26 protein-coding genes are annotated in these 26,366 nt (G+C 68.5%); 17 read left to right on the forward strand and 9 right to left on the reverse strand.

Going from position 1 to position 26,366, the window contains the following annotated elements; translation table 11 throughout:
• Positions 1 to 119 precede the first annotated feature (119 nt).
• Entirely contained in the window at positions 120 to 878 is a 759-nt protein-coding gene (locus tag ACFVAV_RS14530) for a uracil-DNA glycosylase (RefSeq protein WP_379034937.1), read from the reverse strand.
• Between the two features lie 79 nt (positions 879 to 957).
• On the opposite strand from ACFVAV_RS14530, the gene ACFVAV_RS14535 reads away from it, so the two are divergent.
• Positions 958 to 2,484 (forward strand): carboxylesterase/lipase family protein, encoded by a 1,527-nt coding sequence (locus ACFVAV_RS14535; RefSeq protein ID WP_379034940.1) that lies wholly within the window; start codon positions 958 to 960, stop codon positions 2,482 to 2,484.
• Positions 2,481 to 5,990 (forward strand): carboxylic acid reductase, encoded by a 3,510-nt coding sequence (car, locus tag ACFVAV_RS14540; RefSeq protein WP_379034942.1) that lies wholly within the window; start codon positions 2,481 to 2,483, stop codon positions 5,988 to 5,990. The genes ACFVAV_RS14535 and car overlap by 4 nt, the downstream gene beginning before the upstream one ends.
• Here the strand turns inward: car and ACFVAV_RS14545 are convergent.
• Together ACFVAV_RS14545 and ACFVAV_RS14550 are read right to left on the reverse strand one after the other, a co-directional pair.
• Positions 5,932 to 7,374, reverse strand: coding sequence for an NAD(P)/FAD-dependent oxidoreductase (locus ACFVAV_RS14545; RefSeq protein WP_379034945.1), 1,443 nt, complete (start codon positions 7,372 to 7,374; stop codon positions 5,932 to 5,934). The genes car and ACFVAV_RS14545 overlap by 59 nt on opposite strands.
• A 97-nt stretch (positions 7,375 to 7,471) precedes the next feature.
• On the reverse strand, positions 7,472 to 8,398 hold the full coding sequence (locus ACFVAV_RS14550) for an oxygenase MpaB family protein (protein ID WP_379034947.1): 927 nt from the start codon (positions 8,396 to 8,398) through the stop codon (positions 7,472 to 7,474).
• A gap of 118 nt (positions 8,399 to 8,516) precedes the next feature.
• On the opposite strand from ACFVAV_RS14550, the gene ACFVAV_RS14555 reads away from it, so the two are divergent.
• The gene (locus ACFVAV_RS14555) at positions 8,517 to 9,188 is read left to right on the forward strand and encodes a TetR/AcrR family transcriptional regulator (protein ID WP_379034949.1); all 672 of its coding nucleotides are present in this window, start codon (positions 8,517 to 8,519) and stop codon (positions 9,186 to 9,188) included.
• A gap of 2 nt (positions 9,189 to 9,190) precedes the next feature.
• Here ACFVAV_RS14555 and ACFVAV_RS14560 read toward each other — a convergent pair whose 3' ends face one another.
• The gene (locus ACFVAV_RS14560) at positions 9,191 to 9,799 is read right to left on the reverse strand and encodes a GDSL-type esterase/lipase family protein (protein ID WP_379034951.1); all 609 of its coding nucleotides are present in this window, start codon (positions 9,797 to 9,799) and stop codon (positions 9,191 to 9,193) included.
• A gap of 36 nt (positions 9,800 to 9,835) precedes the next feature.
• Positions 9,836 to 10,399: a TetR family transcriptional regulator gene (locus tag ACFVAV_RS14565; RefSeq protein ID WP_379034953.1), complete on the reverse strand. Its 564-nt coding sequence runs from the start codon at positions 10,397 to 10,399 to the stop codon at positions 9,836 to 9,838.
• Positions 10,400 to 10,491: 92 nt separating this feature from the next.
• Between ACFVAV_RS14565 and ACFVAV_RS14570 the strand changes: the two genes are divergently transcribed.
• Genes ACFVAV_RS14570 through ACFVAV_RS14580 form a run of 3 tightly spaced genes read left to right on the forward strand, consistent with a single transcriptional unit; the run spans position 10,492 to position 12,720 of the window.
• Positions 10,492 to 10,962, forward strand: a complete 471-nt coding sequence (locus ACFVAV_RS14570) for a DUF4334 domain-containing protein (RefSeq protein WP_379034955.1) — start codon at positions 10,492 to 10,494, stop codon at positions 10,960 to 10,962.
• The gene (locus ACFVAV_RS14575) at positions 10,962 to 12,050 is read left to right on the forward strand and encodes an NAD(P)-dependent alcohol dehydrogenase (RefSeq protein WP_379034957.1); all 1,089 of its coding nucleotides are present in this window, start codon (positions 10,962 to 10,964) and stop codon (positions 12,048 to 12,050) included. Before ACFVAV_RS14570 ends, ACFVAV_RS14575 begins: the two co-directional genes overlap by 1 nt.
• Positions 12,051 to 12,081: 31 nt before the next feature.
• On the forward strand, positions 12,082 to 12,720 hold the full coding sequence (locus ACFVAV_RS14580) for a TetR/AcrR family transcriptional regulator (RefSeq protein WP_379034959.1): 639 nt from the start codon (positions 12,082 to 12,084) through the stop codon (positions 12,718 to 12,720).
• Positions 12,721 to 12,732: 12 nt separating this feature from the next.
• Here the strand turns inward: ACFVAV_RS14580 and ACFVAV_RS14585 are convergent, their stop codons facing one another.
• Positions 12,733 to 13,392, reverse strand: coding sequence for a TetR/AcrR family transcriptional regulator (locus tag ACFVAV_RS14585; RefSeq protein ID WP_379034961.1), 660 nt, complete (start codon positions 13,390 to 13,392; stop codon positions 12,733 to 12,735).
• Positions 13,393 to 13,523: 131 nt separating this feature from the next.
• Here ACFVAV_RS14585 and ACFVAV_RS14590 point away from each other — a divergent pair, with 131 nt between their 5' ends.
• The 8 genes from ACFVAV_RS14590 (at position 13,524) to ACFVAV_RS14625 (ending at position 20,806) form a co-directional block, all read left to right on the forward strand.
• A complete protein-coding gene (locus tag ACFVAV_RS14590; protein WP_379034963.1) occupies positions 13,524 to 14,324 on the forward strand; it encodes an alpha/beta fold hydrolase in 801 nt (266 codons plus the stop codon).
• A complete protein-coding gene (locus ACFVAV_RS14595; protein WP_379034965.1) occupies positions 14,321 to 15,769 on the forward strand; it encodes a flavin-containing monooxygenase in 1,449 nt (482 codons plus the stop codon). Before ACFVAV_RS14590 ends, ACFVAV_RS14595 begins: the two co-directional genes overlap by 4 nt.
• The gene (locus ACFVAV_RS14600) at positions 15,766 to 17,430 is read left to right on the forward strand and encodes a GMC oxidoreductase (protein WP_379034967.1); all 1,665 of its coding nucleotides are present in this window, start codon (positions 15,766 to 15,768) and stop codon (positions 17,428 to 17,430) included. The genes ACFVAV_RS14595 and ACFVAV_RS14600 overlap by 4 nt, the downstream gene beginning before the upstream one ends.
• A 20-nt stretch (positions 17,431 to 17,450) precedes the next feature.
• Positions 17,451 to 17,984, forward strand: coding sequence for a DUF4334 domain-containing protein (locus ACFVAV_RS14605; protein WP_379034969.1), 534 nt, complete (start codon positions 17,451 to 17,453; stop codon positions 17,982 to 17,984).
• Positions 17,985 to 18,060: 76 nt separating this feature from the next.
• Entirely contained in the window at positions 18,061 to 18,363 is a 303-nt protein-coding gene (locus tag ACFVAV_RS14610) for a hypothetical protein (protein WP_379034971.1), read from the forward strand.
• Between the two features lie 153 nt (positions 18,364 to 18,516).
• The gene (locus ACFVAV_RS14615) at positions 18,517 to 18,708 is read left to right on the forward strand and encodes a hypothetical protein (protein ID WP_379034973.1); all 192 of its coding nucleotides are present in this window, start codon (positions 18,517 to 18,519) and stop codon (positions 18,706 to 18,708) included.
• Between the two features lie 91 nt (positions 18,709 to 18,799).
• Positions 18,800 to 20,287, forward strand: coding sequence for a hypothetical protein (locus ACFVAV_RS14620; protein ID WP_379034975.1), 1,488 nt, complete (start codon positions 18,800 to 18,802; stop codon positions 20,285 to 20,287).
• Positions 20,288 to 20,314: 27 nt separating this feature from the next.
• On the forward strand, positions 20,315 to 20,806 hold the full coding sequence (locus ACFVAV_RS14625; protein ID WP_379034977.1) for a DUF5990 family protein: 492 nt from the start codon (positions 20,315 to 20,317) through the stop codon (positions 20,804 to 20,806).
• Here the strand turns inward: ACFVAV_RS14625 and ACFVAV_RS14630 are convergent.
• Positions 20,761 to 21,168 carry a MerR family transcriptional regulator gene (locus ACFVAV_RS14630; protein ID WP_379034979.1) on the reverse strand — a complete coding sequence of 136 codons (408 nt, stop codon included), beginning with the start codon at positions 21,166 to 21,168 and terminating at the stop codon, positions 20,761 to 20,763. The two genes, ACFVAV_RS14625 and ACFVAV_RS14630, sit on opposite strands and share 46 nt — an antisense overlap.
• Before the next feature lie 50 nt (positions 21,169 to 21,218).
• On the opposite strand from ACFVAV_RS14630, the gene ACFVAV_RS14635 reads away from it, so the two are divergent.
• Positions 21,219 to 22,103 (forward strand): NAD(P)-dependent oxidoreductase, encoded by an 885-nt coding sequence (locus tag ACFVAV_RS14635; protein ID WP_379034981.1) that lies wholly within the window; start codon positions 21,219 to 21,221, stop codon positions 22,101 to 22,103.
• Positions 22,104 to 22,154: 51 nt separating this feature from the next.
• Here ACFVAV_RS14635 and ACFVAV_RS14640 read toward each other — a convergent pair whose 3' ends face one another.
• A complete protein-coding gene (locus ACFVAV_RS14640) occupies positions 22,155 to 22,811 on the reverse strand; it encodes a CPBP family intramembrane glutamic endopeptidase (RefSeq protein ID WP_379034983.1) in 657 nt (218 codons plus the stop codon).
• 203 nt (positions 22,812 to 23,014) lie between these two features.
• Here ACFVAV_RS14640 and ACFVAV_RS14645 point away from each other — a divergent pair, with 203 nt between their 5' ends.
• On the forward strand, positions 23,015 to 23,752 hold the full coding sequence (locus ACFVAV_RS14645) for a hypothetical protein (RefSeq protein ID WP_379034985.1): 738 nt from the start codon (positions 23,015 to 23,017) through the stop codon (positions 23,750 to 23,752).
• Positions 23,753 to 23,757: 5 nt separating this feature from the next.
• Here ACFVAV_RS14645 and ppk2 read toward each other — a convergent pair whose 3' ends face one another.
• A complete protein-coding gene (gene ppk2, locus ACFVAV_RS14650) occupies positions 23,758 to 24,693 on the reverse strand; it encodes a polyphosphate kinase 2 (protein WP_379034987.1) in 936 nt (311 codons plus the stop codon).
• 193 nt (positions 24,694 to 24,886) lie between these two features.
• Between ppk2 and ACFVAV_RS14655 the strand changes: the two genes are divergently transcribed.
• On the forward strand, positions 24,887 to 26,365 hold the full coding sequence (locus ACFVAV_RS14655) for a sugar porter family MFS transporter (RefSeq protein WP_379034989.1): 1,479 nt from the start codon (positions 24,887 to 24,889) through the stop codon (positions 26,363 to 26,365).
• Position 26,366 lies beyond the last annotated feature (1 nt).

The following is a 26,366-nucleotide window of genomic DNA, read 5'->3' on the forward strand; positions in this document are numbered from 1 at the left end:
ATCTACTAATGAATCTCCCTCAACCTAGGTCACCAACAACAAAACAACCAGCACAAAAGACAAGCTCAGGACGACAGGGGCGAATGGCCGATCGTCTACGCAGTCGGCGCTCGTCGAGCCTAGGCGACTGTGCGTGCGGATTCGGCGATCTGTTTCGCGGCCAGGAGGACGGTCTCCAGCATGGCGGGGGTGAGCCGTCCGGTGAAGGTGTTGTGTGGGCTCACGTGATAGCAGCCCAGGACGGTGATTGCGCGTCCGTCCGAATGAGTGATGGTGACCTGCGCGCCGTGGGCGAAGCGCGGCCGGGGCCGGGGGATGTTCCAGCCGCCTTCGCCCAGGACGGTGAACAGTGCCTGCCATCCGAATCCGCCGAGTACGACGATCACCTTCGCCGACGGTCCGAGTAGTTCCAGTTCGCGGCTCAGGTACGGCGCGCACCGGTGTCGTTCCTCGCTGGTCGGCTTGTTCTCCGGTGGTGCGCAGTGCACCGGTGCGGTCAAACGGGTGTTCACGAGTTCGATGCCGTCGTCGACGCTGACCGGATGCGCGCCGGTCGCCAGGCCGACGGCGTGCAGCGCGGCGAACAGGACATCGCCGCTGCGATCGCCGGTGAACATCCGTCCGGTGCGATTGCCGCCGTTGGCGGCAGGCGCCAGGCCGACCACGAGTATCTCGGCATCGTCGGGTCCGAATCCGGGAACCGGCCGGGCCCAATACTCTTCGTCGCGGTAGGCGGCTCGTTTCACGCGGGCGGCTTCTTCCCGCCATGCCACGAGGCGCGGGCAGGCGCGGCAGGTGGAGACCAGGCAGTCGAGTTCGGCGATGGTCTGGGCGTTCCCTGCTGCGAGTGGAGCGTTTTCCGGGTCGTCGCCGGCCATCGGCCCAGTCTAATCCGCCGAAACCGTTAGACGACCGAACCGCCTGCGCGGTACCGCTGGTACCACGTACTGTGAAGGAATGGTGTCCACCGAGATCGTGACCGCCGACGGAGTCGTGCGCGGTCGTGCGGGCCGTCGAGTCGTCAGCTGGCGTGCCCTGCCCTATGCGGCCCCGCCCGTCGGGGAACTGAGGTTCCGCGCCCCTCAACCAGTACAACCGTGGACGGGGGTGCGCTCGGCGACGGAGTTCGGTTTCGCCGCGACGCAGCATCCCAACGGTGCCCGCACCGGGCCGCGCACCTGGCAGCCCACGGGCGAGGACTGTCTCACCCTGAATGTGACCGCCCCGGCGACGCCGTCGGCGAGCCCGCGGCCGGTGATGGTGTTCATTCACGGCGGCGGGTATGTCATCGGCGCGGCCAGCATGTATTCCGGTGCGCGGCTGGCGGTGCGCGGTGATGTCGTGGTGGTGTCGGTGACCTACCGGCTCGGCGCGCTCGGCTATGTCGACTTCAGCGAGTTCTCCACGCCGGAAAGGCCGTTCGAGTCGAATCTGGGCCTGCGCGATCAGGTCGCGGCGCTCGAGTGGGTGCAGCGCAATATCGCCGCGTTCGGCGGCGATCCCGGCAATGTCACCGTCTTCGGTGAATCGGCGGGCGCGAACGCGGTGGTCACGCTGCTGGCGACCCCTGCGGCACGAGGCTTGTTCCACCGGGGGATCGCGCAGAGTGCACCGGCGGATTGGACGGCACAACCGGAGGAGGCGCGCCGGTTCGCCCGCAGTTGCCTGCAACGGCTGGGCGCCGATCCCGCCGGCGCCGCGACCGTCCTGACTACGGCACGGGCGAGTGAGCTGTGCCGGGCGGCCGACCGTGCGCTGGGCCGGTCCCTGCGTGAGCAGCCCGGCAGTTTCCCGTACACGCCGGTGGTCGACGGCGGCTTCCTGCCCGAGGCGCCGATCGATGCGATCACCGCGGGTCGTGCCCACCCGGTGCCGCTGATCATCGGCACCAACCGGGACGAGGCGACGCTGTTCCAGCGGTTCATGAAGTCGGTCCCGCATACACCTGAGCAGCTGGCGACTGCGTTCGGGCGCTGCGATCCCGGCGCCGAGCAGCGCGTGATCAGGAGTTACCCCGGCTATCCCGCGGCCAGGACCGCGGTGCGGATCGGTGGTGATTTCATGTTCTGGCGTCCGACGCTGGCCGTGCTGGAAGGTCACAGCCGGTTCGCGCCGACCTACGCTTACCGCTTCGATTTCGCGCCGCGCGCGGTGCGGCTGGCCGGTTTCGGTGCGACCCACGCGCTCGACCTGGTTCCGGTGTTCGGGTGGGTCGATACTCCGGTCGGCCGGGCGATGACGTCGGCGGGCGGGCGGCGCGCGTTCCGGTCCGTGCAGGATCTGGTCCAGGACAATTGGCTGAGTTTCGCCCGTACCGGCCGACCGCTGCCGACCTGGTCGCCCTACACGGCCGAGCGCAGGGCAACCTGCATCATCGACCATCCGTCCCGCGTGCTGATCGACCCCGATGCCGCGAAACGGGAAGCGTGGCACGGGGTTCGGATCTCGCTGCCGGGCACTGCCGATCGGAAGACCGAGGCATGACGGTCGATTTCGACGCCGAGCGGCTGGCTCATCGCATCAGGACGCTCTACGCCGAAGACGCGCAGATCCACGCGGCGGCACCCGACGAGGACGTCCACGCGGCGGTCACCACTCCCGGTCTCCCACTGGCCGAGATCGTGTCGACGGTGATGACCGCGTACGCGGACCGGCCCGCGCTCGGCGTCCGGCGCACCGAACTGGTGTCCGAGGGTGGTCGCGCGACCCGGCGTCTGCTGCCGGAGTTCGAACTGCTGACCTACCGCGAGGTGTGGGAGCGGGCCTGTGCTCTCGCAGCTGCCTGGCACACAGCCGGTGTCGCGGCGGACGACTTCGTCGCGACCCTCGGGTTCACCGGCGCCGACTACACCGTGCTCGATCTGGCGACGATCCACCTGGGTGCGGTCGCGGTTCCGTTGCAGGCGGGTGCGGGTCTGGCGCAACTGCGCTCGATCCTGGACGAGACGGCGCCGCGGGTGTTCGCGGTGGACACCGCGCACCTGGCGATCGCGGTCGATGCTGTTCTCGGCGGTGCGTCACCACACACGCTGATGGTGTTCGACTGTCACGCCGACGACGACGATCATCGCGACGCACTCGCCGCGGCTCGCGCGCGGCTGTCCGCGGCAGGTTCCATGGTCGCGCTACACACCGTCGACGAGACGGTCGACCGAGGCCGGGCGCTCGATCCCGCACCGTTGGCAGTGCCTGCGGTCGGCGAGGATCCGCTGGCGATGCTGATCTACACCTCCGGTAGCACCGGCACACCCAAGGGCGCGATGTATACCCATCGCCTCGTCGCGGTGGGGTGGCAGGTTGCCCGGCCGAACGCCGTCATCAATGTGAATTTTCTGCCGATGAGCCATATCGCGGCCCGGCTGACGCTGACCGGTGTGCTCGCCCGTGGCGGGACCGCGTATTTCGCCGCGGCAGCGGATATGTCGACCCTGTTCGAGGACATCGAATTGGTGCGGCCGACGGAGATCTTCCTGGTGCCGCGGGTGTGCGACATGATCCTGCAGCGGTTCCGGCGCGAGGTCGGTCGGCGTTCGCGGCCGGGTGTCGACCTGGACGCGCTCGGTGACGAGGTGAAAACCGAACTGCGTGAACAGTTCCTGGGTGGCCGGCTGATGACGGTGCTGTGCGGGAGCGCGCCGATCGCGCCGGATCTGCGCAGTTTCGTGGAGTCGGTATTGCAGCTGCGGCTGCACGACGGATACGGCTCCACCGAGACCGGTGGGGGCGTCATCTTCGATACCAAGGTGATGCGGCCGCCGGTGCTGGACTACAAGCTCGTCGATGTGCCGGAGCTCGGCTATTTCCGCACCGACAAGCCGTATCCGCGTGGTGAGCTGCTGTTGAAGACGACGACCATGATCGCCGGCTACTACCGGCGTCCCGAGGTCACGGCCGAGGTGTTCGACGAGGACGGTTTCTGCCGTACGGGGGATGTGGTCGCCGAGCTGGCGCCCGACCGGCTGGCCTATGTCGATCGCCGCAACAACGTGCTGAAGCTGTCGCAGGGTGAGTTCGTGACGGTGTCGCGGCTGGAGGCGATCTTCGCCGGTGCCGACCTGGTGCGCCAGATCTATGTGTACGGCAGCAGTGAACGCGCGTATCTGCTGGCCGTTGTCGTGCCGACCGAGGCGGCGCTCGCCGGACCGGCCGACGGGTTGCGGGCCGCGGTGGGTGCGTCCTTGCAGCGTGCCGCCGCCATCGCGGAGTTGGAGCCGTATGAGATCCCGCGTGACTTCCTGATCGAGCCGGAACCGTTCTCGATCGCCAACGGCCTGCTCTCGGGTGTCGGGAAGCTGTTGCGGCCCAAGCTGAAGCAGCATTACGACGAGCGTCTGGAAGCGCTGTACGACGAGGTGGCGCGGGATCAGGAGACGGAGCTGGCGAGTTTGCGCCGCGACGCCGCGGGCCTTCCGCTGTTCGACACGGTCGCTCGTGCCGCGCGGGCGGTGCTCGGCTGCGCGGCTTCCGACCTGCGCCCGGACATGCGGTTCGGTGATCTGGGTGGGGATTCGCTGGCAGCCCTGTCGTATTCGACACTGCTGCGGGAACTCCTGGATGTCGACGTTCCGGTGAGCGTGCTGCTCGGACCTGACAGTGACCTGACCCGGATCGCCGATTATGTCCGTCGCGAACGCGAACCGGGCACGCGCAGAATCGATATCGACGCGGTGCACGGCGCACACGCGACCACGATCCGTGCCACCGACCTGACTTTGGCACAGTTTCTCGACGCTGAGACGTTGGCCGAGGCGCCGGGCGTTCGGGCGGCGCCGACGCCGGCGAACACGGTGCTGATCACGGGCGCGAACGGCTATCTCGGCCGGTTTCTGCTGCTGACCTGGCTGGAACGGCTGGCGCCGGTCGGCGGCCGGGTGATCTGCGTGGTCAGGGGCGGCGATGCCGGTGCCGCCCGGGCGCGACTCGACGCGGCCTTCGATACCGACAGCGACCTGCGCGAGCGTTTCCGCGCGCTCGCCGCCGGCGCGCTGGAGGTGGTGCCCGGCGATATCGGGGAACCGAATTTCGGTCTCGACTCGTCGAGTTGGCAGCGCTTGGCAGAGGAGGTCGACCTGATCGCGCACTCGGCGGCGCTGGTGAATCACGTGCTGCCCTATGCGCAACTGTTCGGCCCGAATGTGGTCGGTACCGCGGAAGTCATCCGGCTCGCGCTGACGTCGACACGCAAGCCGGTGAGCTATCTGTCGACGGTGGCGGTCGCGGCACAGGGGGTGTCCTTCGCCGAGGACGGTGACGTGCGGACCATGAGTCCCGTGCGCCGCCTCGACCAGACCTATGCCAACGGGTACGGCAACAGCAAGTGGGCGGGCGAGGTGCTGCTGCGGGAGGCGTCGGACCGTTTCGGGTTGCCGGTGGTGGTGTTCCGTTCGGACATGATCCTCGCGCACAGCGGGTATCCGGGTCAGCTGAATGTGCCCGACGTGTTCACCCGTTTGCTGCTGAGTGTGCTGGTGACCGGTCTCGCGCCGATGTCGTTCTACGTCACCGATTCCCGTGGTCGCCGGCAACGCGCACACTACGACGGGCTGCCTGCCGACTTCGTCGCTGCCGCTGTGACCGGGCTCGGTGCGGCGGCGACCGAGGGGTATCGCACCTACGATGTCGTCAACCCGCACGACGACGGCATTTCGCTCGATGTGTTCGTCGACTGGCTGATCGAGGCGGGTCATCGGGTGGACCGCATCGACGACTACGGCGAATGGTTCGCGCGTTTCGGGACCGCGTTGCGGGCTCTGCCCGAGGAGCAGCGCAAACACACCCTGCTTCCGCTGTTGCACGCACACCGCCGTCCGGGTCGGCCGCTACCCGGTTCCGCGTTGCCCGCCGACGGTTTCCAGGCGGCGGTGCGGGCGGCACGGATCGGGGCCGAGCACGATATCCCGCACCTGCGCCCGGAACTGATCGAGAAGTACGTCAGTGACCTCGTCGGCCTCGGGTTGCTGGACCTTCGAGAACAGGCGGGCTCGGCGTAGGCTGCCGAGGCGGCTTGGCCGGTGTGGTCGAGTGGGGCATGTTGCCGCGCAGGGCGGTTCGGTTCGTGAACCAGTTGCGGGTGCCCTCGCGGATCTCGCGGGCGAGATCGAGGAGAACGGCGAGGGCGTTCGCGCGCTGGTGGTGCAGGGCGCCGAGGACCAGCCGTGCTGCGCGCGGCGGGGCGCACAGCTCGGCGGGTTTGCGGGTGCGGGAGAAGATGCCGGTGGTGATGCGGGCCAGTTCCGGGTCGGCGATGGCGCTGCGGTACAGCTCGATCTCCAAGGGGCGCATGGCTTCTCCGCGAGCGAGCCGGTTGGTCCAGTGGAAGATGTCGCGGCATTCTATGGTGCGCCGGTGCTCCCATTCCAGCAGTGTCCGGTCGAGCGCGCGCGGATCGTCGATGACCTCGGTGACGGCTTCGGCGAGTAGTCGTCCGTAGTGCAGGGCGTCGCGGATGCCCTGGGCGGTGACGGGATCTTTGAAGTGTCCGGCGTCGCCGGGGAGTGCCCAGCCGGGGCCTGCGGATCGCCGGAAGTAGGAGGCGATGCCGGTCGCCGCGCGGACCCGGCCGACGCGTTCGCATCCGTGGAGCCGGGCGGCGAGCGCGGGAATCCGTTCGACCGCTTCGGCATAGCGCCGTTCGGCTTCGGCCGGACCGGATCGGCCCGGTTCCGCGGGTGGTTGCACGAGGCTCAGGATGAGGCCGTCGTCGCAGGGGAACGCGGTGCCGAGGTCGGCGCCGTGGCGCCATTGGGCGGCGGTGTGGCGTGGGTTGCCGGTGTTGTCACGCCAGTACGCGTAGTAGCAGTCGCGTCCGCTGGGCGTGGTGAGGAACGGTTGGTCGGCGCCCACCGATCGGGCGACGGTGCTGTTGCGGCCGTCCGCGCCGACGACCAGCGCTGCGGTGATTTCGACGACGGCACCGGACTGGTCGGTGTATCGCACACCGGCACAACGGTTCTGCGCCCAGACGACGGAGGTGACCCGGCATCGCGGGCGGACGTCGGCGCCCGCCGCGATGGCGGCGCGCACGAGGACGCCGTCGAGGCCGGTGCGCCGCACGCACATCGCGTAGTCGATCCCGTCGACGGTGGGGAACGGCGATTCGATGCCGTATCCGGCGCCTTCGGCGTAGGCCTGGGTCAGCCGGGGCGCACCGAGTTCCTCGACTTCGGCGAGTACACCCAGCCGCTGCAATTCGGCGAGTCCGGCCGGCCACAGCAGATGGGTGGACAGCGTGTCCGAGGGCAGGGGAGCGGCGTCCAGGACGACGACCCGGTGTCCTGCTCGTGCCAGCGTCACGGCCGTCGCGGAGCCGGCGCAGCGTGCGCCGACTACGACGACGTCGGCCTGTTCGGCCGAGGTGACGGGGGAATCGAGCATGGGTACCGCCTCTGGCATCGAGTCTCGGACAAGTGTCCGAGAAGATGATCCGGTGGGGGTCGAATGCTGTCAACAGGGCCTGATTCGGGCCCTTCGCTCAGGACCTGACGGCGGGGTCGGGCGCGAACGAGGTCAGTCCGAGATCGCGATACTGCGTCACCAGCTTGCGGTATTTGCGCCGGTTGCGCGCCATCGGGGAGTCGGTGACCGAGGCGGGCAGCCGGTCGAAGGCGACTCGCAGCACGGCGGTGATCGCCGCGAATTCGCGGTCGTGGCGGCGGGTCCAGGTGATGGGCATGCGGGCGCGCACGTCGGGATGCATGATGCCGCAGCCGAGCACCATCACCACGTGGCCGAGTGCGGGGGACCCCAGCCGCCACAGCGGGCCTGCCGCGGCGGGGAAGAAGTCCGGTAGCGGCGCCTGCCGGACCGAGGTGGTGGCGGCGGCGAGTGCGGGTGTGCAGCGGAGTTCGTCGGCGGCCATACGCTCGTAGTGGGCGACCAGTTCGGTGTAGTCCTCGATCGGCCGGGACTTGCCGGGCAGGTGCAAACCGTCGGTCTTGTGCCGGTAGTGGTCCCAGATCGCCTGGTTCTCGGCGGGTGAGGGTTCGGTGCCGGTGAGGGCGATGTAGGCGCCGCGCTGGACGAAGAACGTCGAGTAGAGGATCCAGTTCCATGCCTGCGGGTTGAGCGCGGAGTACCGTTCGCCGTCCGGGCCGACGCCTTTGACATCGCGGTGCAGCACCATCAGCCGGTGTGCTTCGGTGGCACGTTCGGGGTCTTCGCCGTGGTAGATCAGCTGGTCGGCGGCGGCGGTGCGGATCGCTCGCGCCCAGGGCTGATTCCGCGAACGTCCGGTGTCTTCCAGTGCGGCGGAGACCGGCGGCAGCATCGTCTGATCGAACAGGCCTACCGCGAACAGGCCGAACAGTACCGATCCGCCCACTCGCTCGAATCGCGCGACGGCACCGGAAAGGTGTTCGGGTGCGGTCGATTCGGTGATGTGAGGCACGGGACAGGTCATCGGGAACTCCTTTGTTCCAGCGTCGAGGACATACGGGCACGGGCGCCGCCTCGGCGCCAATCTGGTGCCAAGTGACACCAAAAACTCGTATGGTGTCAGAGTGCACCAGAATGGTGGGATGGTCAAGAGCACGGGTGAGCACTCCGACAGCACGGCGACGTCCCGCGCCTACGCGGGGGTGGCTGCCGACGAGCGTCGATCCCGGCGCCGTGCCGCACTGTTCGACGCGGCGCTGGACCTCCTTGCCGAGGGCGGCGCGCCCGCGGTCACCAAGCGGGCGGTCTGCACCCGCGCGCGGCTCAACGACCGCTATTTCTACGAGCAGTTCACCGACCGCGACACCCTGCTGTCGGCGCTGGTCGACGAACTCACCGCGGAAGGCATCGCGACCGTCGTCGCGGCGACCCACGCGGCGGCGCCCGATATCCACAGCCAGGTCCATGCCGCCGCCGGCGCCGCGCTGGGGTTCCTGATCGCCGACCCCCGCAGGCACGCGCTGCTGCTGACTGCCCACAGCACCGAAGCGCTGCAAACCGCGCGGCTGTCCACCCAGCACGCGATCGCCACAGCCATGGCCGCGGTCGCCCGGGAACTCCTCCCGGATTCCTCGGACGACGTGCTCGACTCGGCGATGTCTGCCTACGTCGTGGTCAGTGGCACCCTCGAGCTGGTCGCGGCGTGGATGCGCGGGGAATTCGACACCACGCGCGAACACCTCACCGACCTCATCGCCCGCCAGCTACTCCAGGTCCCGCGCACCGAAAGCCCCCGCGCGACGCCCGCTCGCTGAGGTCACCGGCGCGGCTGGGCGATCCACTCGTGCCACCCGCCGACGAGAACGATGTCGGCCAGTCGCCGGTAGCCGCCGCTACCAGGATGGGCGCCGTCGCCGGCGAGCGCCTCGGCCCGCCAGGTCGGGTCCTCGGCCAAGGTCGTTGTCGTGGCGATGAACGGCACGTCGTGGGTGCGGCACAGGGCCGCCATTCGTTCGGCGAGCGTGGTTGTTCTGCGCAGGTGGGTTTCGCCTGCGTCGACAACCGGTGGTGGGCCGACGATCAGCGGCGCGATCGCGCGGTGCCGTGCCCCGTCCAGGATGGTCGCGAGATTGGCCAGGCAGCGGTCCGGATCGACCCGGACCACACCGTCCTGTTCGACCGCGTCGTTGCTGCCGAAGGACAAAACCAGCCGATGGTCGGCGTCGGGCGCTATACGGGTCTCGATCTCGGTCCAGCAGCGTCGCAGGACATCGTCGGAGGTGTTGCGACGGACCCCGAGATTGAATGCCGTCATCCCCGTGCCGGTTTCGGCGAGGACCCGCCCGGCCCAGCCCCGGTACTCGGGATCACCAATGCCTTGGACGAAGGAATCGCCGAGGAAGAAGATGCGCAGGTTTTCGTTCACCGGACGACAGTACGAGGAGACGAAGACGGCGCTCGATCAAGGCGCGACGATGCGGGCGGCCGCGCAGACGGTTGCCGCGCGGCGCGATGCCAGTTGGTCGGTGTCGCCCTTCTCGGCGGCGAGCCCGGCCCGCATCGCGTTGGTGCGAGCCAGGTCGGAGAGCATCCGGAGCAGGATCGGCGCCGGGATCTCGGCGGTGATCAGGCCTTCGCGCTGTCCGCGGCGGAGTTCGGTGAGTTTCGCGTCGATCGTGTCGCGCAGGATCGCGCCGAAGAAGGCGCCCGCCGGTTCGAGATCGGACCAGGCCTGCAGGCGCGCGTTGTCGGGGTGGGCGACGAAATGGTCGAAGAGGCGTCCGACATAGGCGGGGAGGTCGTCGGCGCTCAGGGCGGTTTCGACGGCGGTTTCGCTGGTCCAGCGTTCGGTGACGGCCGCATAGAGCTCGTTCTTGCCGGGGAAGTAGGCGTAGAGCCGGTCTTTGCTGGCGTGGGCGGCGTCCGCGATGCGGTTGATCCTGGCTCCGGCGATGCCGAATTCGGCGAACTCGGCCTTGGCGGCGGCGAGTATTCGTTCCCTGGTCGCCTCACCTGCTGCCCGCATGGCCGGATCGTACCCCTTGCCGAACCATCTGGTTCGGAACTATGGTCCGTTCTGGAACCGGATGGTTCTGAAATCGGCGAGACGAGGACATCATGGGCGCGGACAAGCCACGCTGGCAGCAACTGCGGGACGAGACCGACGGCGTCTCCCCCGAGGAACTGGACGCGCTCTGGACCCGGCTACGGCCTGCCCGCGCCGAGGACATCTTCGGCGAATGGCGCGGCGGCGCCTTCCAGACCGGACACCCGCTGTGCCGGGCGCTGCCCGCCAGCCGCTGGTACGGCAAGACCTTCCTCGCCCTCGACGATGCCAAACCGCTGATCTGCCGGGCCGAGGACGGCACCCTGTTCTCCAATGTCGAACTGGGACAGGGCGAGGCGACGCTGTGGAACATCGAGTTCCGCGGTGAGGTCACCGCGACGATGGTCTACGACGGTCGCGCCGTGTTCGACCACTTCAAGTGGCTCGACGAGCGGACCCTGATGGGCATCATGAACGGTCGACCGGAGCTGGTGCTGTCGCGCGGCGAACACTTCTACTTCCTGCTGGAACGGGTGTCCTGATGCGTACCACGGCGGTCCTGTCGCGCGACCCGGCCGCGGCGTTCTCGATCGAACCGGTCGAGATCGACGAGCCGCGGGCCGGGGAGATCCTGGTGCGGATCGCCGCCGCCGGGATCTGTCACACCGACCTGGTGACCCGGCGCGCAGGTGCGGCGGACCGGCCGATCCTGCTCGGCCACGAGGGCGCGGGCGTGGTGGCCGCGGTCGGGCCCGGCGTCGGCACGGTCTCGCCCGGTGATCATGTCGTGCTGACCTTCCGGCATTGTGGCGCGTGCGCGACCTGCCTGGCCGGTCGCCCCGCGTACTGTCATCGCTCGATCGCGCTCAACCAGTTCGGTCGCCGTGCCCACGACACACCGCGCGTGCTGCTCGACGGCACCCCGGTGCTGGACGGATTCTTCGGCCAGTCGAGTTTCGCCGGCTACGCGCTGACGACCGAGGACAACACCATCGTCGTCGATCCCGCGATCGACCTGGCGGCGGCTGCGCCGTTCGGGTGCGGATTCCAGACCGGCGCGGGCGCGGTGCTCAACGCTTTGCGCCCCGAATCGGGCGCCTGGCTGGCGGTGTACGGTGCGGGCGCGGTCGGGATGGCCGCGCTGCTGGCTGCCCGCAGCGTGGCCGGAGTGCGTGTGGTGGTGGTCGAAACGTCGGCTGCCCGGCGGGAACTCGCGCTCGAGCTGGGTGCCGAGGTCGCGCTGGATCCAGCCGAGGGGCCGACGGTGCCGCGGATTCGTGACCTCACCGGCGGTGGCGTCACCCACGCGCTGGACACCACGGGTGTCCCGGCGGTCCTGGCGGATGCGGTGGCAGCGCTCACCACCGGGGCGACGGTGGTCGCGGTCGGTCTCGGTGCGGGCGCCCCGCCGGTGGATGTCAGCGATATCGTGCTGCGCGGCAAGACGATTCGCGGGTGTCTCGAAGGTGACAGTGTGCCCGCCACCTTCATTCCGCAGCTGCTCGACCTGTACGCGAACGGCCGGTTCCCGGTCGAGCGGCTCATCGGCCGGTACCCGCACACCGAGATCGCTGCCGCACTGGCCGATCAGCGGGCCGGACGCGTGGTGAAGCCGGTGTTGACATGGTGACCGAACGACCCTGCGAAGGAGGGCTGGTCTCATGACAGTCCTGCACAGCGACATCCTGCTCCCCGAGGATGACGACGCCAACGAGACCGGCGGCACTGTCGCGGCCCGCGCGGAACGGCTCCTGGCGGCGCTGAACGCGGCGCGCGAGGTGTTCGTCGCGCACGGTTATCACGGCGCGAGTATGGATCAGATCAGCGCGCGGGCCGGGATGAGCAAGCCGGTCATCTACACCCTCTACGCGAACAAGCTGGATCTGTATCTCGCTGTCCTGCAACACCATCTGGACCGGATGGTGCGCGGCATCCGCGACGCGCTGGCCGGTGCGACCGGGCAGGAGGACAAGGTGCGGCGGGCGGTGCAGGCCTATTTCGACTTCGTCGACGAGGACCCGGACGGCCACGTCCTGATCTTCGAGTCGCCGGTGCCGAGTGAACCCAGCGTGCGCTGGCGGTCGCGGCACGCGTTCGGTGAGTGCGCGGTGCTGGTCAGTGCCGAGTTGCGGGCGGCGGGCATGGACGACGCCCGGGCGTACACGTGTGCGTTCGGTGTGGTCGGGGCCAGTCATCTGGCGGCCCGTCAGTGGCTGGACGCGGGCCGTCCGATCCCCAAGCGCGTCGCCGTGGAAACGACGGTCGCGCTGTGCTGGCACGGATTGTCCGGGATCGGCTGACGCCGGGTTCGCTCAGCCGGCGACTGCGGGCAGCGGGCTGCCGTCGAGCAGTTCGTCGCTGGGTAGTCTGCCGATCAGTACGGCGAGCGCGCGCTTCCAGCGGCGCACGACCGCTTCGCGCTCACCGAGCGTTCCGGTGAGCATGGCCGTCATCGACAGGCCGGTCAGCAGGTCGATGGTGAATTCGACCAGGATCTCGGCACGCGGGTCGGAGGCGTACGGTTCGCCGACGACGGAGAGGTAGAGCCTGCGCATCTCGGTGAACACCCGCCGTTCCTCGTGGACGAGGCGCTCGCGCAGTTCGGTGTCGGTGCGTGCCGCGACCCACAGGTCGAGCGCGGTGAAGAAGGCGGGGCTGTTGAGGTCGCGCCAGGCGAGGTCGACGACCGATTGCAGCCGGTCGCGGCCGGGTGGCAGGAGTTCGGCCTCGCGGCGGAACTGTTCGAGCCGCAGGTCGACGACCCGGGTGGTGGCCGCGATGAGCAGGTCGGTTCGGGTGGGGAAGTGGTGCTGCACGGTGCCGCGCGCGAGTCCGGCGCGTTCCTGGACGGCACTGACGGTGGTCGCCGCGTAGCCGCGTTCGAGCAGGCATTGCGCGGTGCAGTCGAGGATGAGGGCCCTGGTGGAGGCCCGGCGTTCGGCCTGGGTACGGCGCGGTTGTTGCACGGTCACTCAAGAAATCGTACGCCGTGACGGTAAAGATCGGTGAATGCCGCGTACTTTGACTATTGACGCAGCAGCAATGACCTGATGCAATCAACAAACCGTACGCAGTAACTGTTTCTTCTGGATGAAGGGCTGCGATGACGCAGATCTCTCATGTTCGCCGGGGCACCGGCTCGCCGATCGTGCTCGTGCACGGGCTCGGCAGTCGCTGGCAGATCTTCGCGCCGGTCATCGACCTGCTGGCCGAACAGCACGAGGTGATCGCCGTCGACCTCCCCGGATTCGGCGCGTCACCGCCGCTGCCCGGCATCCGGCCCGGACCACGCGGGTACGCGAGCTGGCTCGCGCAATGGCTGCACGACAACGAGATTCGACGGCCGCATGTCGTCGGTAGCTCGATGGGCGGCGGTATCGGCATCGAATTGGGCCGCACCGGCGTCGCCTCCGCCGTCACCGCGTTCTCGCCCGTCGGCTTCTACGGCAGGCCGGGCCTGCGCTGGGTCCAGGGTTCGCTGACCGCGATGCGCGCAGCAGCGCGGCAGGTGGGTCCGGCGCTCGACCGCGCGGTCGAGCATCCCCTCGGCCGGGCCGCGCTGCTGTCGGTCATGTTCGGTCGCCCGAAGCGCGTGGACCCGGACGCCGCGCGCGTCGCGCTGGCCGGTCTGGCGGGCGCGACCTCGTTCACCGACGCGCGCGACGACTTCGCCACCTACATCCTCGCTCCCGACGACGACTCCGGGTCACTGCGCGATATCCCGGTGACGATCGCCTGGGGTACCCGCGACGTCGTGCTCATCCATCGCACCCAGAGCGCTCGCGCGCGGGAAGTCCTGCCGTTCGCGCGGCACCTGGATCTCCCCGGCTGCGGTCACCTGCCGTTCAGTGACGACCCGCAGCTGTGCACTCGGATCATCCTCGAGAACCGGAGGACCTCATGACACCGTCGATCGCGGTCATCGGGAGCGGTTTCGGCGGATTGGCCGCTGTCATCGCGCTGAAGAAGCGGGGGTTCGACGACATCGTCGTCTTCGAGAAGGCCGACGAGGTCGGCGGCGTCTGGCGGGAGAACACCTATCCCGGCGCCGCCTGCGATGTGCCCTCACCGTTCTACTCGTACTCGTTCGAACCGAATCCGCGCTGGCCGCACCGGTTCTCCCGGCAACCGGCGATTCTGGACTACATCCGCACCGTCGCCGACAAATACGATGTGCGCCGCCACATCCGCTTCGGCACCGAGGTCACCGCCGCGGAGTTCGACGACGCGACCGGTAGGTGGACCGTGCGGTTGAGCACCGGGGACACCGTGGTGGTCGATGTCGTGGTGTCGGCGGTCGGCCAGCTCTCGCGGCCGGCGCTGCCCGCCATCGAGGGCCGGGACACGTTCGCGGGGGACAGTTTCCACTCCGCCGAGTGGAATCACGACGTCGACCTGACGGGCAAGCGGGTCGCCGTGATCGGGACCGGGGCGAGCGCGGTCCAGTTCGTCCCCGAGATCCAGCCCAAGGTCGCGAAACTGACCGTCTTCCAGCGCAGCGCGCCCTACATCATCCCGCGGCCCGACCGTGAGTTCTCCGCGTTCCACCATCGGGTGTTCGAGAAACTGCCGGTGACCGCACTCGCCGAACGGGGCACCTGGTACGGCGTGACCGAGGGCCTCAGCGTCGCCTGGGTGTATTCCAAATCGCTCGCTGCCGTGGTCAAGTCGATGTCCAAGCAGCACATGCGCCGACAGACCAAGGCCAAGCCCGGCCTGTTCGAGCAGGTGTGGCCCGACTATCCGATCGGCTGCAAGCGAATCCTGTTCTCCGACGACTATCTCCCCGCGCTGGCCGAGCCGAATGTGGAGGTCACCGGCGAGAAGATCACCGGGATCACCCCGGCGGGGGTGCGCACCGCCGACGGGCGTGAACACGAGGTCGACGTCATCATCTGGGGCACCGGGTTCAAGACGACCGAATTCCTGGCGCCGATGACGATCACCGGCGCGGAAGGGCACCCGCTCGAGCAGGAGTGGAAGACCGGGGCGCACGCCTATTACGGCATGACGGTGCCGCGGTTCCCGAACCTGTTCATCATGTACGGGCCCAACACCAATACCGGTGGTGGCTCGATCATCTACTTCCTCGAGGCCCAGGCCGAATACCTCGGCGACTATGTCGACCATCTCGCCGCGACCGGGAAACCGCTGACGGTGCGCCCGGAGGTGGAGCAGGCCTACGACACACAGATCCAGGCACACCTGACCAACAGTGTGTGGAGCCAGTGCACGTCCTGGTACCGGCAGGCCGACGGCCGGATCACCACCAACTGGCCACTGCTCGGATTCCAATACAAGAAACAGGCGCGGTTCGACCCCGCCGACTACGAGGTGATCTCTGCATGACTGCGTACGACTACGACGTGATCGTCGTCGGCTCCGGATTCGGCGGCAGCGTCACCGCGCTGCGCCTGACCGAAAAGGGCTACCGGGTGGGTGTTCTGGAATCCGGCAGGCGCTGGAACGCCGAGGACTACCCGAAGACCAACTGGAACATCCCCAAGGCGATCTGGGCGCCGCGCCTCGGGCTGACCGGGCCGCAGCGGATCAGCGTGCTCGGCAAGTGCCTGGTGTTCAGTGGCTCCGGTGTCGGCGGTGGTTCGCTGATCTACGGCAACACCCTCTACGAGCCGCTGCCCGAGTTCTATCGCGACCGCGCGTGGGCGCACATCACCGACTGGAAGACCGAGCTGGCGCCGTACTACGACCAGGCCAAGCGGATGCTCGGCGTCGTCGAGAACCCGCGGATCGGCCCGAAAGACGAAGTGCTGCTGGATGTCGCGCGTGGCCTGAACGTCGCCGACACCTTCCACCGCACCCAGGTCGGGGTCTTCTTCAACGAGGGCAACGAGGGCACCGAGGTCGACGACCCCTACTTCGGCGGCGCCGGACCGCGCCGCGCCGGCTGCATCCACTGCTCGGATTGTTTCACCGGCTGCAAGCACAACGCGAAGAACACCACGACGGTGAACTACCTGCATCTGGCGGAAAGCCGCGGGGCGCAGGTGCATCCGCTGACCACCGTCACCTCGGTGGCGCCCGACGGCGTGGGCGGGTACCGGGTCGAGACCGTCGCGTCGAACGGCTGGTTGCGTAAGGAGCGGCGCACGTTCACCGCCGGGCAGGTGGTGTTCGCGGCGGCCGCGCTCGGCACCCAGAAGCTGTTGCACACGCTGCGCGCCGACGGCACTCTGCCGCAGCTGTCGCCGCGCGTCGGCGAGCTGACCCGCAGCAATTCCGAGGCGATCATCGGCGTCACCAGCAAGTCCCGCAAGGACTTCGCCCAGGGCGTGGCGATCACCTCCTCCATTCACCCGGAACCGCACACCCACGTGGAGGTGTGCACCTACGGGTCGGGGCAGAACGCACTGTTCCTGCAGACGGTGCCGATGGTCGACGGTGGGGCGTTCCGGTTCCTGCGGCTGCTGCTGACGATCCTGTTGCATCCGGTGCAGTTCCTGCGCTCGCAGAACGCGCACGGCGCCTCGGACCGGTCGGTGATCCTGCTCGTCATGCAGTCGCTGGACAACTCGCTCACTTCGTATCTGAAGGGGCGCAGGCTGGTCACCAAACAGGGCAGTGGGGAACCGAATCCGGCGTGGATTCCGCTGGCGCACGACATCGCCCGCAAGTACGCGTCCGAGATCGACGGCATCAGCGGCAATGTCGCCACCGATATCTTCAACATCCCCGCGACCGCCCACTACATCGGCGGCTGCACGATCGGTGACTCTCGCGAGACCGGGGTGATCGATCCCTACCAGCGGGTCTACGGCTACCCCGGTTTGCACATCGCCGACGGCAGCGCCATCACCGCGAATCTCGGCGTGAACCCGTCGCTCACCATCACCGCGCAGGCGGAACGGGCGATGGCGTTCTGGCCCAACAAGGGCGAGGCGGATCCGCGTCCTGACCTCGGTGCCCCCTACCGGCGGATCAGCCCGGTCGCCCCTGCCCAGCCCGCGGTGCCCGCGTCCGCGCCCGGCGCGCTGCGCCTGCCTGCCTGACATCTCCGAAAGAGGAATCCATGACCGCCACCGCTCAGCTCACCCTTCTCGAGCCCGCCTGTGGCCGGGACGCGGCGCTGGCGCTGTTCGACAGCCTCCCGCCCGTATCGGCGACCGAGCTCACCGGCCGCTGGCACGGGCGCGAACTGGCCACCGGCCACCCGCTCGACGGGCTGCTCGCGGCGTCGGGCTGGTACGGCAAACAGTTCGACGGCGTCGACAGCGTGCATCCGCTGCTGTTCTGTGACCCCGACGGCGAGATCTTCGCCGTCGACCCGAAGAAGGTGCCGCTCGGTGTGGCCGACAAGGTGCCGCCCGCGCTCGTCGAGCGCGGGCGTGGCCTGCTCGGGGTGCTCAAACCAGTCCTGCGCACGCGCAGGTACCGGGCGCGATTGCGCGCGGTGGAACACCGTGGGGTCGTGACGGCGGCGATGGTCTACGACCACTTGGCGATCATCGACGTCTTCCGCCGGGTCGACGACGATACCGTGCTCGGTCTGATGGACTTCCGTGACCTACCGGAGCCGTATTTCTTCGTCCTGGCCCGCGACTGACGGTCAGGGGTGGTGCTTCGCCGCGATCGGGGGTACTCATGGAATAGGGAACGGCTGGTCGAAAGGACGGCAGGCCATGGCTACACACCACGATCCGCATGTACACAAGTTCCCCGACACCGAGCGCACGTTCCGCTCCCACGCGGGTGAGTCCATCCAGGACTCGCTCAACTGGCCCGGACTGTTCCTCATCGGTGTCGGCATCGTCTTTCTCGCCGCGACGCTGACCGCCGCGGGATCCGGCTTCGTCGGGTGGGCAGTGATCGCAGGCCTGATCTGCGGTGCGTGCTTGCTGTCGGGAGTGATGATCGTGCTCGCGGAGCATCGCCGGATCAAGTTGGGTGAGGGACTGCATCTGAGTGACCCGGGCGGCCACTGAGGTGACCGGCTGGTCCGCGCCCGGGCAGGAACGTCTGCCCGGGCGATAGTCGTTGCGTCGGGTCCGGCGCCTGGTTGTCACACCGGATGGACCGCGTCACCCCCTCTCGAGCTGACCTGTGGTGGGACCGGCGATCGTGCGATGATCTGCCGCATGAAAGGTCAAGCGAACACCCCGCGGCTGCTCGGCTTACTCGGTGGCGTCGCTGTCCTGCTGCTGATCACCAACTGGAGCCCGATGCGTGCCGTCGCTTACGGTGTCATCTGGTCTGTAGCCGCCGTGGTCCTCGTCGTCCGGGACCGCCGCCGTGGCGCCGAGACGCCTGATCCCGAACCGAGGTCCTGAGCGCGCGCGAGACGAGCGCAAACGCCTGGACTCGGTGCGGGGCCGACCCTAGGATCGGCGGATCATGGTCCGGGCAGTGGGGGGATTTGTCGTGTCAACCGTACTCAGGGGCTCGAGCTGGGTCGTCTCCTTCGTCCCGCTGCTCTCGCTCGGTTTCCTGACGTGGCCGCTGTTCGCGGTCCTGGCCGTGCGGGCGCGGTCGTGGCCGGTGGCAGGCGCCGCACTCGGATATCTGGGGTTGTTCGTCCTGGAGTTGTGCACGTTCCGGACGCACGAGACCGTGTTCGACATCAGCTTGTTCCTGCTGATGGTCGGTGGCACCGTGCACGCGGTGCTGGTGCGGCACTTGTGGTTTCGCCGAGTCTGGCGACGGCCCGCGCCGGTCGAGGTGGTGGATGCCGACGTCAGGATGGTCGACTACGCCCTGGTCTCGGCGGGCGGTGTCGCGCCGGAATCTGTTCCCGCCGAACCTGTCACGGCCGGGGAACCGGTGCAGCGGCTGCTGGACGAGATCGACGAGCTCGTCGAGGAGAGCATGCGTGACGGTGAGCCGCGAGTCGGGCACTACTACGACGATCCGACCTACCCGGACTGCCCGAACCCCTACTGCGACGAGCCCTGGCACGGGCTCGCGATCACCACGCACATGGAACAGATGCGCACCTACGGCGAGGTGGATGTCGACTACGACTATCGCGACGACGACAGCCCCGTGCTGTGTCCGGGATCGGCGTTCGAAGGGGAGTGGGAGCAGCCGTCCCACGAGGTGACGGCTGACTGGTGGGAGCCGGAACAGACTGTCACGCCACCGGATCCGGTGCCCGACCCCGTGGTCGCGCTGCGTGCGCGCGCCGACACGCTGTGGACGGCCCTCGCTCGGCCCGCGGTGTTGATCGTGGTGGCGAGCTGGCTGCTCGCGATGGTGTCGATGTTCCTGGCGCCCGCGCAGTGGCGTTGGCTCACCGTCGTCGTCGGTGTGATGGCTCCGATGTGGGCCGGCTGGCTGTACGGCCGGGAGAAGCGCCTGTTCCCCGCGGGGTATGCGCGGAGACGGCTGCGGGCGCGGCGATCCGCCCTGGCGGCGGTCGTGCTGATGGTGTGGGCCGGGTGGCTGCCGATGCGATGGGCGTGGGAACCCCCACTCGACGCTGCCGACGGATACTTCGCCCTGGTCATCGCGTGCGCGGTGGCCTGCCTCGGGCACGCTGTCGTGCAGATCGGCCGGATCCGGCCGGTGCCCGGTGCATCGATGGACGACGCGCCCGAGACCGACCCGAAGGCGCACGGCGAGAACCTGGTGGTCCTCGGCTTCGGCTGGATGCTGTTCGGGCTACCGATCACCTTGCTGCTCGGCTGGATCCTCGGCTACTGGGCGTACCAGCCCGGCGCGATGTGGGCCGCGGTGGCGGTGAACGCGGTGATCGTGCTGGCCTTCTTCGTCGAGTCGGGTGCGGTGAAGATCATGACGAAAGCCCGTGACGACGGCGATCTTCCGATGATCGTGTTCTTCACGATCGGTGTCGGCGCACTGCTGGTCTGGTCGCTGCTGCGGATCGGGGCGACACAGTTCCAGCCGTGAGCTCCGCCGGTGCGAGAGGATGGCCTGGTGCTGATCCGCATCGTGGGGACCGGGTTGCCCGGCTCGTCCTGTCAACCCGCCGGAGCCCCGGCCTACACGAACATCCATGTCGGCGTGCAGCGCAGGAACCGGCCGGAGGAATTGCTCGATCTACAGCGCGGTGACGCGGAGTCGGTCACCTGGACGCTGGAGTGCTCGGTCGACGGCGCCGACGTGCGGGGACCGTATGTGCAGGGTCGCCCCGGTGCGCGGTTCGTCTACCTCAGCTGGGGCACCGTCGACGATGCCGGAACCTTCGCGATGTTCCGCCGGGCGAAGCTGATGCTCGCCGACGTGCCCACCGAGGTCATGACGGCGGCGACGGTGTCCGGTGTCCTCGAGGCCCGACTCGGACTCACCGACGCCACCGGAAACCCGGTGTGCGCGAGAGTGAAACCCCCTGCTATCCGGTGGACCTCCGCGCCGGTGAAGCCTCAGGCCGGAACGGGTTCGCGGTCGGCGCCGTCGAACGGCGGATAGCTGTCAGCGCCGGTCTGCTCGGCCGCCGCGATATAGGCCGCCAGCGCGTCCCGGGACCGCGCGAGCCGGTCGATCTGGTCGGTGAGGCGCTGCATCCGTGACTGCATGGCGGCCAGGAGTTCGGGGCAGCCGGGTAGTTCGGGAACTTCGCCCTGGGCGCAGGGCAGCAGGTAGGCGATGTCCTCCGAGGACAGGCCCGCGCCGAGCAGATGCCGGATCTGCGTCACCCGCAGCACGGAATGTTCGGCGTAGTCGCGATAGCCGTTGGCGCTGCGGTCGGCCTCGAGCAGCCCCTGGGCCTCGTAGTAGCGCAGCTGATGGGCGTTGACGCCCGTGCGATGACTCAGTTCCCCGATCCGCATCGAACCCCTCACTTGACCTTCACACCGGTATCAACGTTGACGATGCTCCCATGAACGACACCACCGACACACCTGTGACCGTCATCGGACTCGGCCTGATGGGCCAGGCACTCGCCGGCGCCTTCCTCGCGGCCGGGCATCTCACCACCGTCTGGAACCGCACCAGCGCCAAGGCCGACCACCTGGTGGCGCAGGGTGCCCGACTGGCGCCGACGGTCGGCGACGCGCTCGCAGCGAGTCCGCTGACCATCGTCTGCGTCACCGATTACGACGCAGTGCGCGAACTGCTCGGCGCGAGCGACGTTCCGCTCGACGGCACGACCGTTGTCAACCTGACCTCGGGAGATTCGGCCCAGGCCAGGGACGCCGCGCGGTGGGCCGAGCAGCGCGGCGCCGGCTACCTCGACGGCGCCGTCATGGCCATCCCGTCGACGATCGGAACCGCCGAGGCCGTGATCCTGCACAGCGGGCCGCAGGCGGACTTCGACGCACACCGGCCGGCACTCGAAGCGCTCGGTGGCGTCAGCTACCTCGGTGCCGACCACGGGCTCGCGTCCCTGTACGACGTGGCGGGCCTGGCCATGATGTGGAGCGTGCTCAACGCCTGGCTGCAGGGCACCGCGATGCTGCGGACCGCCAGTGTCGACGCCGCGACCTATGCGCCGTTCGCGCAGCTGATCGCCACCGGTGTGGCCGAGTGGCTGCCCGGCTATGCCGAGCAGATCGACCGTGGGGCGTTTCCCGCCGAGGTGTCGGCGCTGGCGACCGATGCGCGGGCGATGGCACACCTGGTCGAGGAGAGCGAGGCACTCGGTGTCAACGCCGAGCTGCCGAGGCTGATCAAGGCGATGGCCGACCGGTCGATCGCCGCCGGACACGGTGGGGAGCAGTATCCCGTGCTGATCGAGGAGTTCGTCAAGCCCCACGGCAGCTGATCGCGGTCGGTGTGCCGTCGAGATCGGCTGGGCGGCAGCCTGATTCGCGGATCAGGTGGCCGCCGCGCCGTGATAGAAGAAGTCGCCGAGGCCGATGGTGAACACCAGGCAGCCGTAGAGCGCGTGCTCGACGGAGGCGGTCAGCAGCGAACGGGTGCGGCGGTAGCGTTCGGCGAACAGCCATCCGGCTGCCGCGCTGAGCGCCACCGACAACCAGCTGCCGAACATCAGATGCACGAACCCGAACGCGGCCGCACTGGCGGCGACCATCCGCACACCGTCGCCGAACACCGGGGCGTAGCGCTGGAACAGGAACGCGCGGAACAACAATTCCTGCGGATACACGCTGATCAGTGGATAGAACACCAGGACAAGCAGCCAGATCAGCGGGCGCTCGCGCGGCAGCTCGAACAGTGCCGCCGGGCGCAGCACCGCGACCGCGACACCGAGCACGACCGCCGCCACCGCCCACAACCCGAGCATGCCGGGCAACGCGGCGCGCAGAGCATCGGCGCGCCAGAAATCGCGACGGTCGAACCCGGTCCGGCACAGATAGACCACCACGCACCCGGCCACCACGAGCAGGAACGGCAGCGGGCCGACACCGCGCAGGAACACCGCGTACACGCCGGCGACCCCGAAGAACAGGGCAACGAATTCGACTGTGAGCCATGTCTTCCGGCTGCCGAGGCCGGTATCGACGGTCATACCCCGAGACTAGCCGCGCCGCCCGGATCGTGCCGTTGTCGAGTCAGGCGAGCGTGGCCAGGTGATCACTCGCACCGCGACCCCGGTGGCAGCCAAGGCGGTGACGGCCATGGATTCAGCGTAGGGCAGCCGGGGGGCTGCCCAATCTGGCTATGGCACGCTAAAGTCTGCCTGGAGTAGACAACAGCGGAAGGTGACAGACGATGACGGCGACAGCGGTCAAACAGCAGGTGCTCGAACTCGGTGGGGCGTTCATGTTCTCGCGCGAAGTCAGGGACCTCGGAAACACGGTCGGGGTGCCCGGATTCCACGGCACCTACACGCGCGGGCGCGGCGGCGTCCTCGGTGACGTCGACGCCGATGTGGTCTCGGCGTCCTTCGGCTTCTTCGAACCCGAAGGTATCCGTGCCGCATGGGAATCGGTGCCGCTGCCCGCCGCCGACGCGGCCGTCGCCTACCTGGCCGCCTGTCACGACTTCGGTCGCCGCAAGCTCGCCGCCTTCGACGACGCCGAACGCCTCGCGCACCTGCTGCGCCGCGTCGTCGACGCCGCGTCGTCGGCGGGCCTGCCGTTGTTCGCCGGCTGGCGCGCGATGCCGCTGCCCGACGACGCCAGAGCCGCGGTCGTGCAGCTGAGCCACGTCCTGCGGGAACTGCGCGGTGGTCTGCATTTCATCGCCGTGACCGCCAACGGGTTGACCCCGCTCCAGGCGATCCTGATCGCGGGCTCACCGATGTCGGACGGGCCGACCCACGCGCGCATGCTCGGGTGGTCCGAGCCGTTCGAGGAGGTCACCGAGGAGATGCGGACCCGATGGGAGGCCGCCGAGGCGTTGACCGACGAGCTCATCGCCCCCTGCTTCGAGGTACTCGACGCCGGCGAGCGCGACGAGCTGGCGACGCTGCTGACCGCGGCCCACCGGGTGGTTCTGGTGCGCTGACCCGGTCAGGAACCGAGGACGTCGCGACCGCGGCCCACGATCAGCGGGTCCGCGGTGCCGACGATCTCGTCGTCCTTGTTCTCGTAGTCGAAAAGGTTGAGCACGTGGCGCATCGCGTTCAGGCGCGCCCGCTTCTTGTCGTTGCTCTTGACCACGATCCACGGCGCGTGGTCGGTGTCGGTGTGCTCGAAGTTCTCTTCCTTGGCCGCGGTGTACTGGTCCCATTTGTCCAGCGAGGCCAGATCCATCGGCGAGAGCTTCCACTGCCGGACGGGGTCGACCTGGCGGATCGCGAAGCGGGTGCGCTGTTCCAGCGGGGACACCGAGAACCAGAACTTCACCAGATCGATGCCGTCGTCGACGAGCATCCGCTCGAACAACGGCGCCTGCGCGAGGAAGCGCCGATGCTGTTCGGGCGTGCAGAAACCCATCACCCGCTCGACACCGGCACGGTTGTACCAGGAGCGGTCGAACAGCACGATCTCACCCGCCGCGGGTAGGTGCTCGACATAACGCTGGAAGTACCACTGGGTGGATTCGCGGGCCGAGGGTTTCTCCAGCGCCACCACCCGCGCACCGCGCGGATTCAGATGCTCCATGAAGCGTTTGATGGTGCCGCCCTTGCCCGCGGCGTCGCGGCCCTCGAAGACGATGACGATGCGCCGGCCGGTCGCCTTGGTCCAGTTCTGCAGCTTCAGCAACTCGATCTGCAGCAGCCGCTTGTCGAGCTCGTAGCCGGTGCGCGACAGGCGTTCGTCGTACGGGTAGCCCTCCCGCCAGGTGTCGACGATCAGGCCGCCGGGCTCGGTGAGCAGCAGGGGATCGTCGTCGTCGCTGTCATCGACGGAGAACGCCGTGGTGTCGGCAAGATTCACTGCGGTGGCCAGATCGGCGATCTCGCTGAGATCACGGGGGATCGTGCGCGTCTCGACATCGGTCATCTGCCGGACGCTAACCGATGACCGTGTCGCCCAGATGAACACGTGGTGTGGGCCGCCGACGCCCGGTGCGGCCGGCGCGGCGCTCGCGTGCGTGTCCTCGACGACATCGGTCCGCAGGTCAGGGCATACTGCGACCTGACCCACCAGCGATCAGCGTGGCATCTGGTGCCGCGCCGCGGAGAGGACGACGCCGATGTCCGACGGAGGTTCCTGCACCGATCAGTCCGCTGCTCCCGACGAAGAAGGCGCACCGGGCAGCCACATCATCCGGATCGCTTCCGTCGCGGCGCTGGGTGGTTTGCTGTTCGGCTTCGACAGTGCGGTCATCAACGGCGCGGTCGCCGCGATCCAGGACGAATTCGGTGTCGACGACGCGGTACTCGGCTTCGCGGTGGCCTCGGCCCTGCTCGGTGCCGCCGCGGGCGCGATGACCGCGGGCCGCATCGCCGACCGGATCGGCCGCATCAAGGTCATGAAGATCGCGGCCGTGCTGTTCTTCCTCAGCGCGGTGGTGACCGCGTTCGCGCCCAGCGTCTGGATCCTGGTGATCGGCCGCATCATCGGCGGCCTCGGTGTCGGTGTCGCCTCGGTCATCGCCCCCGCCTACATCGCCGAGACCTCACCGGCGCGCATCCGCGGCAGACTCGGATCGCTGCAGCAGCTCGCGATCGTGCTCGGCATCTTCCTGGCACTGCTCGTCGACTACGTCCTCGCCGAGATCGCGGGCGGTGCCAGCGAGACACTGTGGTTCGGTCTCGACGCCTGGCGGTGGATGTTCCTGTCGATGATGGTGCCCGCGGTCGTGTACGGCGTACTGGCCTCGACGATTCCGGAATCACCGCGCTACCTCGTCGCGACGCACCGCATCCCCGAAGCGCGCACGGTGCTGACGCTGCTGTTCGGCGAGAAGAACCTCGAACTCACCATCGGCCGGATCGAGGCCAGTCTCGTGGGCGAGGTGCAGCCGTCGTGGAAGGACCTGCGCCGCCCCGCCGGGGGGATCTATCCGATCGTGTGGGTCGGTCTGTTGCTGTCGGTGTTCCAGCAGGCCGTCGGCATCAACGTGATCTTCTATTACTCGAATGTGCTCTGGGAGGCCGTCGGATTCGAGGAGTCCCGGTCGTTCCAGATCAGCGTGTTCACCTCGGTGGTCAATATCGCCACCACCATCGTCGCGATCATGCTCATCGATCGGATCGGGCGCAGGCCGCTGCTGTTGATCGGTTCGATCGGCATGACCATCACGTTGGCCACGATGGCGGTGTGCTTCGGCACCGCCGACCAGGTGCCGAATGCCGAGGGCACCCTGGAGCCGCAGTTGACCGGTGCGAGTGGTCCGATCGCGCTGGTCGCGGCGAATCTGTTCGTCGTGTTCTTCGGTATGAGCTGGGGCCCGGTGGTGTGGGTGCTGCTCGGTGAGATGTTCCCGAACCGGATCCGCGGTGCCGCGCTCTCGCTCGCCGCGGCCGGGCAGTGGGCCGCGAACTGGGCGATCACCGTGTCGTTCCCGAGCCTGAAGACCTTCTCGCTCGGCTTCGGCTACGGCATGTACGCGGCGTTCGCGCTGCTGTCGCTGCTGTTCGTGGCCCGGTTCGTGCCCGAGACCAAGGGTATGTCACTCGAGGACATGGATGCCGCGACCGGGGTCGGGCGGCCCGCGTCGGCCGACTGAT

The sequence above is a fragment of the Nocardia sp. NPDC057663 genome (assembly GCF_042799895.1).
Lineage (GTDB): Bacteria > Actinomycetota > Actinomycetes > Mycobacteriales > Mycobacteriaceae > Nocardia.